This is a genomic window from Pectobacterium sp. HCp5_1 (assembly GCF_032905925.1).
Taxonomy (GTDB): Bacteria; Pseudomonadota; Gammaproteobacteria; order Enterobacterales; family Enterobacteriaceae; genus Pectobacterium; species Pectobacterium brasiliense_A.
In genome coordinates, this window is record NZ_JAUMIO010000011.1 from 72,367 (window position 1) to 88,929 (window position 16,563).

The following is a 16,563-nucleotide window of genomic DNA, read 5'->3' on the forward strand; positions in this document are numbered from 1 at the left end:
CAAGCTGAGAAAACAGACGTAAAAAAGGGGCCGAAGCCCCTTTCTCTGACTGATCTACACTTAGCCCAGCTGTCTACGCGCATTACGGAACATACGCATCCACGGGCCATCCTCGCCCCACTCTTCCGGGTGCCAGGAATTACTGACGGTACGGAACACGCGCTCAGGGTGCGGCATCATGACCGTTGCCCGACCGCTGGTGCTGGTGACTGCCGTAATACCGTTTGGCGAGCCATTCGGGTTAGCCGGATAGTTCTCAGTGACCTGACCGTAGTGGTTGATATAACGCAGCGCTACCAGACCGTGTTCTTCAATCGCCGCCAGATGGGCATCGTCACGAACTTCAACCTGACCTTCTCCGTGTGAAACGGCAATCGGCATGCGCGATCCGGCCATATCATTCATGAACAGCGACGGGCTTTTCTCCACTTCGACCAGGCTGAAGCGCGCTTCAAAGCGATCGGATTTATTGCGGACAAAACGCGGCCAGAGATCGGCGCCCGGAATCAGCTCGCGCAGGTTGGACATCATCTGGCAACCGTTACATACGCCTAGCGCCAGCGTATGTGGACGCAGGAAGAATTCAGCGAATTCATCGCGTACGCGAGAGTTGAACAGAATGGATTTAGCCCAGCCTTCACCCGCGCCCAGCACGTCACCATAAGAGAAGCCGCCACACGCAACCAGCGCCTGGAAATCCTGCAAGTTACGGCGATTCGCCAGCAGGTCACTCATATGGATGTCGATGGCATCAAAGCCCGCACGGTGGAACGCCGCCGCCATTTCTACGTGAGAGTTCACACCCTGCTCACGCAGGACAGCCACTTTAGGGCGGACATTCTTAGCGATATAAGGTGCAGCAATATCTTGCTGCGGATCGAAGGTCAGCGACACGTTCAGGCCGGGATCGTTATCATCCTGTCTGGCGATGTGTTCCTGATCGGCACACTGCGGGTTATCACGCAGGCGCTGCATCTGCCAGCTGGTTTCAGCCCACCAGCGACGCAGCGTTGAACGGCTTTCCTGATAGATCGCTTCTGCACCCTGATTGATGGTGAAACGCGTGCCTTCTTCAGCATGACCGAGATAATGTACACAATCTGCCAGACCATGCAGTGCCAGAACCGCTTCCACTTCCGCACGACGTGCCGCCGGGATCTGGATTACTGCGCCAAGCTCTTCGTTAAACAGCGTCGCCAGCGTATCCTCACCCTGAGACGCGATATCGACAGTCACGCCGCAATGGCCAGCAAACGCCATCTCCGCCAGCGTAACCAGCAGGCCGCCGTCTGAACGGTCGTGATAGGCCAGAAGCGCTTTATCCGCGACCAGTTGCTGCATGGCATTAAAGAAGCCAGCCAGCTGCTCAGGGCTATGCACATCTGCCGTCTTACGACCCAACTGGCGATAAACCTGTGCCAGCGCCGTCGCACCCAGCGCTTTATTGCCTGCACCCAAATCGATGAGCAGCAGCGCATTATCCTGTCCAATACGCAGCTGTGGCGTTACCGTGTTACGTACGTCTTCCACGCGGGCAAACGCAGAGATCACCAGCGACATCGGCGAGGTGACCGCACGATCTTCGCCCTCTTCCTGCCAGCGGGTTTTCATCGACATGGAGTCTTTACCCACCGGAATCGTCAGACCCAGCGCTGGGCAAAGCTCCTCACCCACGGCTTTCACAGCATCGTACAGTCCGGCATCTTCGCCCGGATGCCCTGCGGCTGCCATCCAGTTCGCAGACAGCTTCACGCGAGTCAGCGGGCCGATATGCGTGGCCGCAATGTTCGTCAGCGCCTCACCGACCGCCAAACGCGCGGAGGCCGCGAAGTTACGCAACGCGACTGGCGCACGTTCACCGATAGACATGGCCTCGCCGTAATAGCTATCAAGGCTGGCGGTGGTCACCGCACAGTCAGCCACCGGCACCTGCCACGGACCGACCATCTGATCGCGGGCTACCATACCGGTAACAGAGCGGTCACCGATGGTGATCAGGAAGGTTTTTTCGGCGACAACAGGTAAGTGCAGCACGCGCTCGACCGCTTCTGCCAGATAGATTTCATCACGCTGTAGCGGCGTGCCTTCTACCTGCTTACGCTCAACATCACGCAGCATCTTCGGCGTTTTGCCCAGCAGCACATCCAGCGGTAGATCGATCGGCTGGTTGTTGAAGTGACGATCGTTCATCGTCAGATGCAATTCTTCCGTTGCCTCACCAATCACCGCATAAGGCGCACGTTCACGACGACAAATTTCATCAAACTGTGCCAGCTGTTCTGGCGCAACGGCCAGAACGTAGCGCTCCTGCGATTCGTTACACCAGACTTCCAGCGGGCTCATGCCCGGCTCGTCGTTCAGAATATCGCGCAGTTCAAAGCGACCACCGCGACCACCGTCGCTCACCAGTTCCGGCATCGCGTTAGACAGACCGCCCGCGCCGACATCGTGGATGAACAGGATCGGGTTGGCTTCACCCAATTGCCAGCAGCGGTCGATCACTTCCTGACAGCGGCGCTCCATTTCTGGGTTATCGCGCTGTACAGAAGCAAAATCCAGATCCGCATCAGACTGACCCGATGCCATAGAGGAGGCTGCACCGCCGCCCAGACCGATATTCATGGACGGTCCGCCCAGTACAATCAGTTTGGCACCGATGCTAATTTCGCCTTTTTTGACGTGATCGGCACGGATGTTACCAATGCCGCCCGCCAGCATGATCGGTTTATGGTAGCCGCGCAGCTCTGTGCCATTGTGGCTATCAACACGCTCTTCATACGTACGGAAATAGCCCGTCAGTGCAGGACGACCGAATTCGTTATTGAATGCCGCACCGCCCAATGGGCCTTCGGTCATGATATCCAGCGCGCTGACAATACGCTCTGGCTTGCCGAACTCTTCTTCTTCCCACGGCTGGACAAAGCCAGGAATGCGCAGGTTCGATACAGAGAAGCCCACCAGACCGGCTTTCGGCTTGGAGCCACGGCCTGTCGCGCCTTCGTCACGGATTTCACCACCGGATCCCGTTGCTGCGCCCGGCCACGGTGAAATGGCGGTTGGGTGGTTATGCGTTTCAACTTTCATCAGGATATGGGCGTCTTCCTGATGGTAAGTATATTGCCCGTTAGGATCGGTGTAGAAACGGCCGACGGCGGAACCTTCCATGACGGCGGCGTTGTCTTTATAGGCAGAGAGAACGTGATCGGGAGTGTGTTCAAAGGTGTTTTTGATCATTTTGAACAGTGACTTCGGCTGAGTAACGCCGTCGATCACCCAATCAGCGTTGAAAATCTTGTGGCGACAGTGCTCAGAGTTCGCCTGGGCGAACATATACAGTTCGATGTCGTTAGGATTGCGGCCCAGTTTGGTGAAGGCTTCCAGCAGATAGTCAATTTCATCTTCTGCCAATGCCAGTCCCAGACGGACGTTCGCTTCTTCTAGCGCCTGACGTCCTTGCAGCAGAATTTCGATGCGTTTGAAAGGCGCAGGCTGGTGATGAGAGAACAGCGCTTCGGCCTGTTTCAGGTCGCTAAATACGCTTTCCATCATTCGGTCATGCAGCAGTGCCCCCAGTTGCTGCCACTGTTCATCGCTCAGCATAGGCGCATGAATATAGAAAGCCAGACCACGCTCCAGACGCAGTACTTTGCTTAACCCACAGTTATGGGCGATATCCGTTGCTTTGGAAGACCACGGCGAAATGGTGCCGGGACGCGGCGTGACCAGTAACAGATGGCCTTGCGGCTCGTGCTCCGCGAGAGAAGGACCATACTTCAGCAAACGTGTCAGTTTGGCCTGTTCATCGTTGTTCAACGGGGCGCTGACATCGGCGAAATGTACGTATTCAGCATAGATATCACTGACCGGCAAAACGTGCTCTTTGCAGCGGACCAGCAATTTATTAATACGAAAAGCCGATAAAGCAGGTGAACCACGCAGTATTTCCATAATCTAAAGTTCTCTCGTCTTCGATGCACTGGCTGCGATACAGCCATGGGGCACAACAGGGGGGAAACGCGCATATTATAGAGAATCCTTCCCTCGGACGAAACCGTTTGCGTGGCGATAATTTCACTTCGCGTCCGACGAATGATTAATCGGTGACCAAATCAATAAAAGTTGCACACTGGCGGTTTGTTAAGCAAAATGCCCCCACTCTGGGAAATGACGTATAAAAAAACTGCCGTTACAGACAGCCTGGCCACACGGCCGCCGAGAGATAACTATTTGAAGCCTTTAAAATTAAATTATTTTTTCATCGGGATTATCACGTTACTGCTGGCGTTAGCGCTATGGCCTAGTATTCCCTGGCGCAGTAGTCAGGATGTACAGCTCAGGCAGATCCTCTCACGCGGTGAGTTGCGTATCAGCACGGTCAACTCACCGCTGACCTATGCAATGAGCAACGGATCCCCGACAGGTCTGGACTATGAACTGGCAAAACGGTTCGCCGATTACCTCGGCGTCAAGCTGGTGGTCTCGTCACGCAAGAATCTTGACGAGCTGTTTGACGATTTGGACGGTGACGATGCCGATCTGCTGGCTGCCGGGCTGATCTACAACCATGAGCGTCTGGAACGCTTCCGCGCCGGCCCAACCTACTATTCCATTTCACAACAGATGGTGTACCGCCTCGGTTCACCCCGTCCAAAAACGCTGGATAAACTGCAAGGCCGCCTCGTCGTCACATCCGGTTCCGCGCACGCCGCTACCCTGCGCGATCTAAAAGCGGAGAAATACCCGCAGCTAAGCTGGGAATCGGCCTCCGATCAGAGCACGCAGGAATTATTGAAGCAGGTTGCCGACGGCAAACTGGACTATACGCTGGGTGATTCGGTCACCATCGGCCTGATGCAGCGAATTCATCCGCAGCTCGCCGTCGCCTTCGATCTCAGCGACGAAGAGCCAGTTACCTGGTATATGCGCCGTTCACACGATGACAGCCTGTCCGCTGCGCTGCTGGATTTCTTCAGCCAGATTGTCGAAGACGGTACGCTTGCGCGTCTGGAGGAGAAGTATCTCGGTCACGTTGGCGAATTTGACTATGTCGATACCACCACGTTCCTGAGCGCGATTGATGAAACGCTGCCGGATCTGCGACCGCTGTTTGAAAAATACGCCACCGATATCGACTGGAAGCTGCTGGCCGCCATCTCTTATCAGGAGTCACACTGGAACCCGCTGGCAACCTCACCTACCGGCGTGCGCGGGCTGATGATGCTCACGCGCAACACGGCAGAAAGCCTGAACGTCACCGATCGAGTCGACCCTGAGCAAAGTATTCGCGGCGGTGCGCAATATATGTCGCACATGATGCAGAAAATGCCGGACACCATCCCGGAAGATGAAAAAATCTGGTTTGCGCTGGCGTCTTACAACATGGGATACGCTCATCTGCTTGATGCGCGTAAATTGACCGAAAAACAGAAGGGTAACCCCGACAGTTGGGTCGATGTAAAAATGCGTCTGCCGATGCTGAGCCAGAAGCGCTATTACACGCAAACTACCTACGGCTACGCGCGCGGACACGAAGCCTATAACTACGTGGAAAACATTCGGCGTTATATGGTGAGTCTGGAAGGTTACCTGATCGAGAAAGAAGCTAAAGCGCAACAGCAAACCCAGATCGCGCAAGGCTATCCGGCCGTGCCTGTCAGCAAGGTGCCGGAATAAGACTACATAGAGAAAGAAAAAAACGCTGCACTCCTGCACTCGGGCTGGTCACGTCAGCCTCATTTTAGGAGAAACACGGGGATGAGGTTCCCGCAGGGACACCTCGCCCCGTGGTAGCTCCGTGTATCTCGATTCTAAAAGATCGGCGTTACGCTATTCCTGCGCAGCGTTTTTTTCGGCTGCACGACGGGCTTTGTGCTGTTCACGACGCAGGCGAAAGAACGTGCTGAGCGTTGCGGAACATTCATCAGCCAGAATGCCGGATTCAATCACGATCTGATGATTCATACCGGGATGGCGCAGAATATCCACCAGCGACCCCGCCGCTCCCGTTTTCTCATCTGACGCGCCATAAACCAGACGGCCAATACGGCTGTGTATCATCGCGCCCGCACACATAATGCACGGCTCCAACGTGACGTACAGCGTCGTTTCCAGCAGGCGGTAGTTCTGCAACACCTGCCCTCCCTGCCGCAACGCCATAATCTCAGCGTGCGCGGTAGGATCGTGATGCCCAATCGGCCGGTTCCACCCTTCGCCGATGGCCTCGTTATCCAGCACCAGCACCGCACCAACCGGCACTTCGCCTTCATCCTGAGCGCGCTGAGCCAGCATTAATGCATGGCGCATCCAGTATTCATCGTTACGCAGGTTGCCCACGTTTCCTCACAGTCATTCATATTTTGGCGGCGCATTATACCTATATGAAGAGATGAAAAATCAGATGAAAGGATGAAAAAATCATTCCAGCTGTTGCAGGCTACCTTCGGGAGTGACTCGCCAGCGGTGTTCGCAAAAATAGAGCAGCGGGTTGTCCTGTTTGCTATCGCTGTAACCGCTGTAGAGCTTGAGCGGCGCGCCGAGACGCTGCTCCATCTGTGCCACTTTTTCATGTCCGAGGCAGCGCAGCGTTAATACCCAGCCGCCGTAGCGGCGCGTAATCTGGCTTCCCATCAGCCGAACGCCGGGCAGAAAAGGCGAATCATGATAGACCTGTTCCACCAGCCGCTGCGGCGATCCCGTCACCAGCCAGACCTGTGCGTCACTGTCTTCAAGATAGGTTTTCAGCCGCTGCTGAACCTGCGGAAATGGAATGACATCATGACGAAACGCGCCGACAAACTGCTTTTCCAGTTGAACCAGCTCGTCTTCATCACGCCCAAACGTAATCGCCCACAGCAGCCAGCTCATCGGCCACCGGGCCGCGCGACCGCGAATCAGTAGCCCCAGCCCGATAAGAGGTAATAGCGGGATAACCAGAACGAGATTTAACGGCAGCCGGCGAAGTAAAAAACGCAAAAAGCTGCCAAACATGTCCTGCTGATGCAACGTGCCATCCAGATCAAAAAAAACAATGCGTTGCTCTCGCTTATCACTCAAAACATTTCTCCCGACTTACACCAAGATAATTTTATCCGCCAATCAGCGCCTCACGCAGATAACCGTTGTGTTGTTTCAGGCGCTCACGCGCCGCTGCCACGTCAATATTAGCCAGAAGCATCAGAATTGCAGGTTTAACCTCATTATCCGCCTGCACCAGCGCCTGCCGCGCCTTGTCCCGCTCGGCACCCGTTGCTTCAACCACAATGCGGCAAGCCCGATCCAACAGCTTCACGTTGGTTGCCTTCACATCCACCATCAAATTCTGGTACACCTTTCCCAGCTTAACCATTGCGCCGGTAGAAATCATATTCAGGACGAGTTTTTGCGCCGTTCCCGACTTCAAGCGCGTCGACCCCGTTAACGCTTCCGGGCCAACCACCGGAGAAATCGCCACCTGCGCTTCCTGTGCGATGGGTGAATGCGGATTACAGGAGATCGCCGCCGTCCGACAGCCAACGTCACGCGCATAGCGCAATGCGCCAATCACATACGGCGTCCGGCCTGATGCCGCAAGGCCGACAACCATATCCGCCGCGGTGACATCCAGCGCTTTTAAATCCGCCTCACCGAGTGCAGGGTCGTCTTCCGCACCTTCAACCGCTTTAAGCAACGCGCCCGGCCCACCGGCAATCAGGCCGATAACCAGCCCGTGCGGCACGCCAAACGTCGGCGGACACTCTGAGGCATCCAGTACGCCCAAACGGCCGCTGGTCCCCGCGCCCAGATAGATCAGCCGCCCGCCCTCCTGTAACGAGGCCGTCGCCAGATCGACAGCCTCGGCAATCGCGGGTAAAACCTGCGCAATAGCTTCAGGCACTTTCCGATCTTCCTGATTAAACGCGCGCATCATCTCCAGCGTAGAGAACTGATCCAGCGCCATCGTCGCCGGATTCCGAGTTTCGGAAACCAGCGTCCCTAGATTAAGGTTCTCTCCATCCATCACATCTGAACGCATTCTGCTACCTCATGCTTTATGCCAGCGTTTTACACGCTTATGACAAACAATCATTTTCACCACTATACCCGTCATACTTCAAGTTGCATGTGCGTTGGCTGCATTCAGTCACCCGAATCACTTACCTCAGTAAGCTCATCGGGATTCCTTCTCTTGCCGCCTTCCTGAAACTCGAATTATTTGGGGTATATATGCTTTTGAGAGCTGTGAAAGTACGCTATTCTGCATCGAATTAACCCTCCACATTCATCTCGCAAGGTAAACAGAGAAACCTCAGTGCGATTCTCCGGGTTCAGACTCTCCAGTTACACGTTTTTCTTTATTAGCTGTCTGCTGTTTCTGCTGGCGGGTTCCCTACGTGCGGACTGGGATTTTATTACCATTAATCAGCGAACCGAGCAGCTTTATGGCCCGGCAACGCCCGATGCTCGCCGCCGAATAGATGAATGGCAGACGCTCTTGGCCAATTCCCTCAACAAAGAGGAAAAGGTTCTACTCAGTAGCGTGAACCAATTTTTCAATGACCGTATGCTGTTTCGCGATGATATTGTCGTCTGGAATCAGGAAGATTACTGGGCTACGCCGATTGAAGCGCTGCGTAAAGGTGCCGGAGACTGCGAAGACTATGCGCTCGCCAAGTATTTTACGCTGCGTCATTTAGGCGTTCCGGCGGACAAATTACGTATTACCTATGTTAAAGCCCTGCGTCTGAATAAAGCGCATATGGTGGTTACCTATTATCCCATGCCAACCTCGATTCCGCTGGTGCTGGATAATCTGACCGACAAGATCCAACCCGCGACAGAGCGCACTGATTTAGTTCCGGTGTATGCCTTTAATGGCGGAGGCCTCTGGCTGCCCGGAGCCAGAGGCAGCAATAAACGCGTAGGTGACAGTAAACGACTTTCACGCTGGCAGGATGTATTAACCAAAATGCGTGCCGAAGGGTTTTCAATTGAGGAGTAAAGGTAGGCTATGTCTCTATACAAACAATTACTGATAGCCATCTGCCTGTTTGTGCTAATTATTTTCAGCGGGAGCTTTTTCGTCAGCCTGGAAAATTCGCGTGAACAGTACAACAACCAGCTTCACTCTCACGCGCAGGATGCCGCCACCGCACTTGGGCTTTCCCTGACGCCGAATATCGATGACGCGGCAATGGTAGAGCTGATGGTCAGCTCGATTTTCGACAGCGGCTACTTTTCCAGTATCCGCGTGCGGGATTTAAAAACCAGCAACGTTACGCTGGAACGCACTGCCTCGCCGGATATCCCTGACGTCCCGCGCTGGTTTGTTCAGTTAGTGAACCTGCAACCCGGTGCGGGCGAAGCCATCGTGATGCGCGGCTGGGAACAGGCGGCAAAAGTCGAAGTCGTCAGCCATCCGATGTTCGCAGTCACCCGTTTGTGGCGCAGCAGCACGGCCACCTTCCTGTGGCTGCTTGGCTGCGGCACGCTAGGCGTACTCCTCGGCGCGCTGTTCCTGCGCCGCCAACTGCGTCCGCTGGATTATATTGTCGATCAGTCGCTGGCCATTACCCGTCGTGAATTCCTTAGCCAGCCGGATTTGCCCAATACGCCCGAGTTTCGCCGTGTTGCACAAGCGATGAACCTGATGGTCAGCAAGCTCAAAACGCTGTTTGAAGAGGAAGCGGAACGGAGCGAGCGCTTACGTCAGGAAGCCTATCAGGATCCTCAAACCGGATTGAATAACCGTCGCGCGTTTGACATGCAGTTCAACGACAAACTGGCCGACGAAGAAACCGCCCCCGGCTTCCTTATTATGATTCGCGTTCAGGATCTGGCAGGGATGAATCAGCGGCTGGGCGGCCAGCGCACCGATACGCTATTAGCCTCCGTCGGGCATATTCTGCGTAACACGCAAAAGCAGCATACCCATGCGGAAAGTCTTCTAGCACGTATCCGCGGCGGGGAATTTGCGCTGTTCTGCCCAGGATTGGTCGATAAAGAAGCCTATGCGCTGATTGGCGAACTGACGCGCAACATCGAAACGTTGCATCTGACAGGCGAAACCGACGTCTCCCCTGTCGCCCAATTCGGTATGGTGCCTTTCCGCCCCGGCGACACCGCGCAATCCCTGTTTATTCAGGGCGATCAGGCGCTCACGCGAGCCGAAAGCAATACCGATAGCACCGCGCCTCACGACATACCGTCCGTCAGTGCCGAACAGGTCGAAACCGATCGCCATAGATGGTTTAACCTGCTCGATCCCATTTTGGAACAGGAACGCTTGCAGCTTTTCCTGCAACCCGTCGTCGCCTGTGACGATCCCCGCCAAATGCTGCATCATAAGGTACTGGCGCGCATTCAGGATGAGCAAGGAAACAGTGTCGCCGCAGGCCGTTTCCTGCCGTGGATCCAACGCTTTGGCTGGGATACCCGTCTGGATCAGACTATGCTTCGCGAAGTGCTGGACTATCTTCGTCAGCACGACGGCAATCTGGCACTGAGCCTGTCAGGCACCACGGTTCTGAATCTTCATCTGCTCGCCGATCTGCTTGCCCCGTTGAAGCATCAGCCTGACGTCGCCAGACGACTGATTCTGGAGCTGGATGAGAACCAATTGCCAGACAGCGCCCAGTTGGAAGCCTTAATCAAGCTGCTGAATGAACATGGCTGTGCGCTGGGGCTACAGCATTTTGGCGGGCGCTTTAATATGATCGGCAACCTGTCGCAATGGGGTCTGGCTTACCTGAAAGTCGATGGCAGCTACATCCGCAACATCGATCAGGAGGACGATAAACAAATGTTTATCGAAGCGCTGTATCGCGCCACCAACAGTATCGCCCTGCCGCTTATCGCCGAACGTGTTGAAACCGCAGGTGAGCTGAAAGTGCTTCAGGAGATGGGATTACAGGGCGCGATGGGACGGCTGCTGGGTGAACCGGTACCAGCGGTCAGAATCTGATACCACATTATTTTGGCTAACGGCGTTTAACGACTCAGGCTTCTCACTACGATAGTGAGAAGCCTGAAACGGCTGAACGGGATGTTAAGGGATGATTTCTTCTTCAAAGCATTATGTTTTTAAAGCGTTATGTTTTTAAAACAGTAAGCCTTTAAAACACAAGTCTTTAAAACAGTACGTTTTTAAAACATCGTCTCTTCATCGTCGCCAATCAACTTGTTTAACCCGCCATTCAGGGCTTCACGCGCCTGCGCACGGTTAATCAACTTCAGCTGTGCCGCCTGAGGGAAATCGGTAATGCTGACCACCCCTTTCTGAATCAAAACCTGAATTAAATCCTCCAGCACGCGCACCATTTCCAGATCGCTTTGCCGCAGTTGCTGGAGGCTGGACATCGCAGCCTGATGACTGCGGAACCAGGCCTGCGCCTCACGCGAATCATCGGACAGTTCACCGTTCATTTCAGGAAAAGGACTCTTTTCTACCTTCATCAGGTGGCCATCACTGTCGCGCTGGATATAAAACATTTTCGGAGACCTTTTAAGTTTTTGATAAAGAAAGGAGCCGGGCAGGCTCCCCCTTTTCGTCAGCTAGACGGTTCTGGCTTGCTGACCAGACTTTCAAGCGACGGCAATGCACCGTTATAGTGTTCCAACGTAATCGACACTGCAACCGTTCCGCCTTTATCCGCCGTAAAGTTCCCCGCGGTGCTCACTTCAATCGTCGGTGAACCATGATTATCGGTGATGCGAATATAGCGGCTGATATCGGTGCCTTCCTCCAGTTCGCCAACCAGATCGCTTAAATCAATCCGGTCACCTTCTTTGGCATTGAAGTCTTTGATCACATCGTTGCCGATATCGCCAGCCTGCCACTTAAAGGTATCCGCCCCCGCCCCGCCGATGAGCGTATCGCCCCCCGCGCCGCCAATCAGGATGTCGTCTCCGCTGCCGCCGTAAAGCAGGTCATTCCCCGCCCCACCATAGAGGGTGTCATTTCCCCCCTGGCCGAAGAGAATATCATCTCCGTCGCCGCCATTGAGTATGTCATTGCCATCTTTCGCCGATGACAAATCAAACTCCGCGCTGTGCGTGGCAATATAACCATGCATCTCTTTCGCAGTGGGTACGCCTGTTTGCATACCTAACTGCTTGCCGATGTAGTTCTGTAAAGCCGCAATGCCGTTACCGTCGATATTAGGGAACGACACGACATCGCCAAACAGCACATCATCATTATATGTGCCGGATATCGTATCGTTACCTGCCGCACCGACACTCAATCCATATTGCTCAGCGCCTTCCGCCGAATAACCCGTTGCCGTATCGTGGTTGCCCATTTCTGTCGATGTCGCCTGTGCAACAACATTCAATTTACCGGCATCGCCTGGCACCTCAAGCGTAATCTTCCCAGCCAGCGTTTGGGCATTGTGCGCATTTTGAATCAGGTAGGTACCATCAGCACCCACGGTATACTTCACGTTATTAATCTGGTCAGTCAGCACCGTGCCCGTTGGAATCCCTGTCAACCGAATCCCTGACAACGTTTCACTACCGTCACGATCGGTCAATGCTGCCGAAACATCGAGAACATAGGTTTGTTTTCCCACCTGACCAGGTACTTTGTCCACCGTCGCACTATTTCCGGCGGTATACGTCGAACCATCGCTGTAGATCACCCCTTCAAGCTGGTTACTGACCTGCTTGATTAAAGACCCTGAATGCCCCTTTCCATCAGAATAAGTAACTTTCACACCATCCATTGTGTTGAAGTTATTATTTCTATTATTCGTTGAGTTTTCAGCCTTATAGGTAAAGCCTTCTTCTTTTTGGACAAAGATATAATCTTTACCTGGGTTACTCGACTGTGACTGACTATTCCCGTGGACAGAATCAAGCTGGTTATACTGTTTTTGTGCTTCACTCCAGTCAGCCTGCCTATAAAACCATCCACTTTTTGAATGAACTACGAAAATGTCAGCATAGCTTGTCGATCCCCCAGGATTACCATTGTTGTTATCTTTGCCGTAATACTTAACTTGTTCCGAAGGGTTAGCAGCAGTAGGCGCAGTGTCACCCTCAGTCAACCAAACGCGCACGCCACTGCCGATCTTAACAATTTTCCCATCTTGCACATCAAACCCACCGGACTTCCCACTTCCTCCATTCACCTTGATGATTTCCGAAGAAGTCGGCGTTGTGGTACCAGCGGTGGTGTTCAGGCTCACGACTGGCGCATCGGCTACCGGTGTTATGCCAATATGCAGCACAGCTTTATCGCCGGTGTTACCCGCGACATCAACAGGCCGATAACCAATATCACCCAGCGACGCACCAGAGACATTACCCACTGGCGTAAAGCGCAGATCGGTGTTGCCAGCGGTAAAGGTTTGCCCAACCGTGACCGCTTTCCAACTCCCGTTATCATTAAAATAGAGCGTGCCAGCGGCAGCAGGCGGCAGAGACGAAATCACGATGCTTGTGGTATCGCTCGATACGCCTAGATCGCTCCAGCCAATGTGCAGCGGCGTGTCTTCCGTACCAGACACCGTGTTGTTGTGTGCGGCTGGCGGCGTAATATCCATGATAGCCTGACTGTTATCATGCGCCTGATTACCTGCCGCATCGGTTGCCGTCGCTCCTGCGGTAATCTTGCCTTCCGCTAACGTACTCAGATCGACATTCGTCTGCCATTTTCCGTTCGTCACGGGCACATCATGCAGCGTAACCGACTTACCATTCACGTCGGTAAAGACCAGATCGACCTTCTTCTCGTTGCTCGTGCCGCTGACCAGAGTGTTTTTCGACTCACTTTGGCTAACGTAGCCATCGTTACCCGCGAAATTCGTAATATCAATTTCTGGTGCGGTCGTATCCACGCTGTATGCATGATGAGTATTCGCCGTAGTGGCATTCCCCGATGCATCACGCGTGGTCACGCTGGCGCTAATGTCACTGTTAGCCGCCAGTACCGACCCGGGAACATTGACGCTCCAGGTTTTGCCATCAGTATTCACCGTCGTCTGGTAGGTTTCGGTGCCGACTTTAACCGTAACGCTATCGCCCGCCCTAACCTCATTGCCGACTTTTCCGGTAACAGGGATCGTTTGTCTGGATTCATTAGCGTTAATCACGTTATCGGACGTAACGTTATCGATAGAAATTGAAGCGACTGGTGTAACGGTGTCCACGCCGTAAGTGTGGCTGGTGTTCGCGATCGTGACATTGCCTGCCGTATCACGGGTAGTCACGGTGGCGGAGATATCGCCATTCGCTGCCAGCACCGATCCCAGAACATTGACGCTCCAGGTCTTGCCGTCAGCATTGACGGTCGTTTGGTACGTTTCGGTACCGACTTTTACGATAACGGCGTCGCCCGCTTTGACTTCATTGCCAACCTGACCGGTCACCGCAATCGTCTGGCCCGATTCGGCAGAGTTAATCACGTTATCGGACGTAACGTTATCGATAGAAATAGACGCTACTGGTGCTACCGTATCCACACCATAAGTGTGATTCGTGTTCGCTGTCGTGACATTGCCTGCGGTATCGCGTGTGGTGACCGACGCTGAGATATCACCGTTAGCAGCAAGTACAGAACCTGGAACGTTCACGTTCCAGGTTTTACCATCGGTATTCACCATCGTCTGGTAGGTCTCGGTGCCGACTTTAACCGTAACCGCATCGCCCGCTTTGACTTCGTTACCGACCTGACCGGTGACGGCAATGGTTTGGCCGGATTCACTGGCATTAATCACGTTATCGGCAGTGACGTTATCGATGGTAATCGATGCGGTTGGTGCCACCGTATCCACACCGTAAGCATGACTGGTATTAGCAGTGGTGGCGTTACCTGCCGTATCACGGGTGGTGACCGACGCAGAGATATCGCTGTTTACAGCAAGAACAGCTCCCGGAACGTTCACGCTCCAGGTTTTACCGTCCGCATTGACGTTCGTCTGGTAGGTCTCGGTGCCGACTTTGACGGTAACCGCGTCGCCCGCTTTCACTTCATTGCCCACCTGGCCGGTCACCGCAATCGTCTGGCCGGACTCGGCCGCATTAATCACGTTATCGGACGTGACATTATCAATAGAGATCGATGCGGTTGGCGCAACCGTATCGACACCGTAAGCATGACTGGTGTTAGCTGTGGTAGCGTTGCCCGCGGTATCGCGGGTGGTGACGGTCGCACTCACATCACCGTTCGCTGCCAGCACCGATCCCAGAACATTGACGCTCCAGGTCTTGCCGTCAGCATTGACGGTCGTTTGGTACGTTTCGGTACCGACTTTTACGATAACGGCGTCGCCCGCTTTGACTTCATTGCCAACCTGACCGGTCACCGCAATCGTCTGGCCCGATTCGGCAGAGTTAATCACGTTATCGGACGTAACGTTATCGATAGAAATAGACGCTACTGGTGCTACCGTATCCACACCATAAGTGTGATTCGTGTTCGCTGTCGTGACATTGCCTGCGGTATCGCGTGTGGTGACCGACGCTGAGATATCACCGTTAGCAGCAAGTACAGAACCTGGAACGTTCACGTTCCAGGTTTTACCATCCGCATTGACGGTGGTCTGATAGGTCTCGGTGCCGACTTTAACCGTAACCGCATCGCCCGCTTTTACATCGTTATCGACTTTACCCGTCACCGCAATCGTCTGACCGGATTCGCTGGCGTTAATCACGTTATCGGACGTGACGTTATCGATAGAAATAGACGCGACTGGTGCAACGGTGTCCACGCCGTAAGTGTGGCTGGTATTGGCGGTGGTGACATTGCCGGCGGTATCGCGTGTGGTGACCGAAGCAGAGACATCACCGTTAGCGGCCAGCACGGATCCCGGGACATTCACGCTCCAGGTCTTACCATCAGCATTGACGGTCGTCTGGTAGGTCTCGGTGCCGACTTTAACAGTAACCGCATCACCCGCTTTGACTTCATTGCCGACCTGACCGGTGACCGCAATCGTCTGACCCGATTCGCTGGCGTTAATCACATTATCGGACGTGACATTATCAATAGAAATTGAAGCCACCGGCGCGACGGTATCGACACCATATGTGTGACTGGTATTCGCGGTGGTGACGTTGCCTGCGGGATCGCGCGTGGTCACGCTAGCGGAGATATCGCCATTGGCTGCCAGTACCGCTCCCGGAACATTCACGCTCCAGGTCTTGCCATCGGTATTGACCGTCGTCTGGTAGGTTTCGGTACCGACTTTAACCGTAACTGCATCACCGGCTTTCACTTCATTACCGACTTTACCCGTCACCGCAATCGTCTGACCGGACTCGGTCGCGTTAATCACGTTATCGGACGTGACGTTATCAATAGAGATCGACGCCACTGGCGCAACGGTATCGACGCCGTAAGTGTGACTGGTATTAGCAGTCGTGACATTGCCTGCGGTATCGCGGGTGGTGACGGTCGCACTCACATCACCGTTCGCAGCCAGCACGGATCCCGGAACATTGACGCTCCAGGTCTTGCCATCGGTATTGACCGTGGTCTGGTAGGTTTCGGGACCGACTTTAACGGTAACCACATCACCCGCTTTGACGTCGTTATCAACTTTACCCGTCACCGCAATGGTCTGGCCGGACTCGGAAGCATTG

At 54.1% G+C, this 16,563-nt stretch carries 9 protein-coding genes; 3 read left to right on the top strand and 6 right to left on the bottom strand.

Annotated features, from left to right (window positions below; genetic code table 11):
• Positions 1-60: 60 nt before the first annotated feature.
• Positions 61-3,948, bottom strand: coding sequence for a phosphoribosylformylglycinamidine synthase (gene purL / locus Q3A88_RS10200; protein ID WP_317177844.1), 3,888 nt, complete (start codon positions 3,946-3,948; stop codon positions 61-63).
• 216 nt (positions 3,949-4,164) lie between these two features.
• Between purL and mltF the strand changes: the two genes are divergently transcribed.
• Positions 4,165-5,673 carry a membrane-bound lytic murein transglycosylase MltF gene (mltF, locus tag Q3A88_RS10205; protein WP_014916235.1) on the top strand — a complete coding sequence of 503 codons (1,509 nt, stop codon included), beginning with the start codon at positions 4,165-4,167 and terminating at the stop codon, positions 5,671-5,673.
• Between the two features lie 153 nt (positions 5,674-5,826).
• Here the strand turns inward: mltF and tadA are convergent, their stop codons facing one another.
• The 3 genes from tadA to murQ form a co-directional block, all read right to left on the bottom strand.
• Positions 5,827-6,333, bottom strand: a complete 507-nt coding sequence (gene tadA, locus Q3A88_RS10210) for a tRNA adenosine(34) deaminase TadA (protein WP_072038354.1) — start codon at positions 6,331-6,333, stop codon at positions 5,827-5,829.
• Between the two features lie 81 nt (positions 6,334-6,414).
• A complete protein-coding gene (gene yfhb, locus Q3A88_RS10215; RefSeq protein ID WP_010280128.1) occupies positions 6,415-7,053 on the bottom strand; it encodes a phosphatidylglycerophosphatase C in 639 nt (212 codons plus the stop codon).
• Between the two features lie 31 nt (positions 7,054-7,084).
• On the bottom strand, positions 7,085-8,011 hold the full coding sequence (gene murQ, locus Q3A88_RS10220) for an N-acetylmuramic acid 6-phosphate etherase (RefSeq protein ID WP_317177845.1): 927 nt from the start codon (positions 8,009-8,011) through the stop codon (positions 7,085-7,087).
• A 276-nt stretch (positions 8,012-8,287) separates the two neighbouring features.
• On the opposite strand from murQ, the gene lapG reads away from it, so the two are divergent.
• Together lapG and lapD are read left to right on the top strand one after the other, a co-directional pair.
• On the top strand, positions 8,288-8,977 hold the full coding sequence (gene lapG, locus Q3A88_RS10225) for a cysteine protease LapG (protein ID WP_317177846.1): 690 nt from the start codon (positions 8,288-8,290) through the stop codon (positions 8,975-8,977).
• 9 nt (positions 8,978-8,986) lie between these two features.
• Positions 8,987-10,939 (top strand): cyclic di-GMP receptor LapD, encoded by a 1,953-nt coding sequence (gene lapD, locus Q3A88_RS10230; protein ID WP_317177847.1) that lies wholly within the window; start codon positions 8,987-8,989, stop codon positions 10,937-10,939.
• Positions 10,940-11,121: 182 nt separating this feature from the next.
• Here lapD and Q3A88_RS10235 read toward each other — a convergent pair whose 3' ends face one another.
• Entirely contained in the window at positions 11,122-11,466 is a 345-nt protein-coding gene (locus tag Q3A88_RS10235; protein ID WP_014916239.1) for a hypothetical protein, read from the bottom strand.
• A gap of 59 nt (positions 11,467-11,525) precedes the next feature.
• Positions 11,526-16,563: Ig-like domain-containing protein (locus Q3A88_RS10240; RefSeq protein ID WP_317177848.1), on the bottom strand; the 5,038-nt coding region annotated here is incomplete at its 5' end.

Excerpts from the sequence above, each read along its gene's own strand:
- purL (WP_317177844.1), bottom strand. The coding sequence starts at position 3,948 with ATGGAAATACTGCGTGGTTCACCTGCTTTATCGGCTTTTCGTATTAAT.
- lapD (WP_317177847.1), top strand. The coding sequence starts at position 8,987 with ATGTCTCTATACAAACAATTACTGATAGCCATCTGCCTGTTTGTGCTA.
- mltF (WP_014916235.1), top strand. The coding sequence starts at position 4,165 with ATGACGTATAAAAAAACTGCCGTTACAGACAGCCTGGCCACACGGCCG.
- Q3A88_RS10235 (WP_014916239.1), bottom strand. The coding sequence starts at position 11,466 with ATGTTTTATATCCAGCGCGACAGTGATGGCCACCTGATGAAGGTAGAA.
- murQ (WP_317177845.1), bottom strand. The coding sequence starts at position 8,011 with ATGCGTTCAGATGTGATGGATGGAGAGAACCTTAATCTAGGGACGCTG.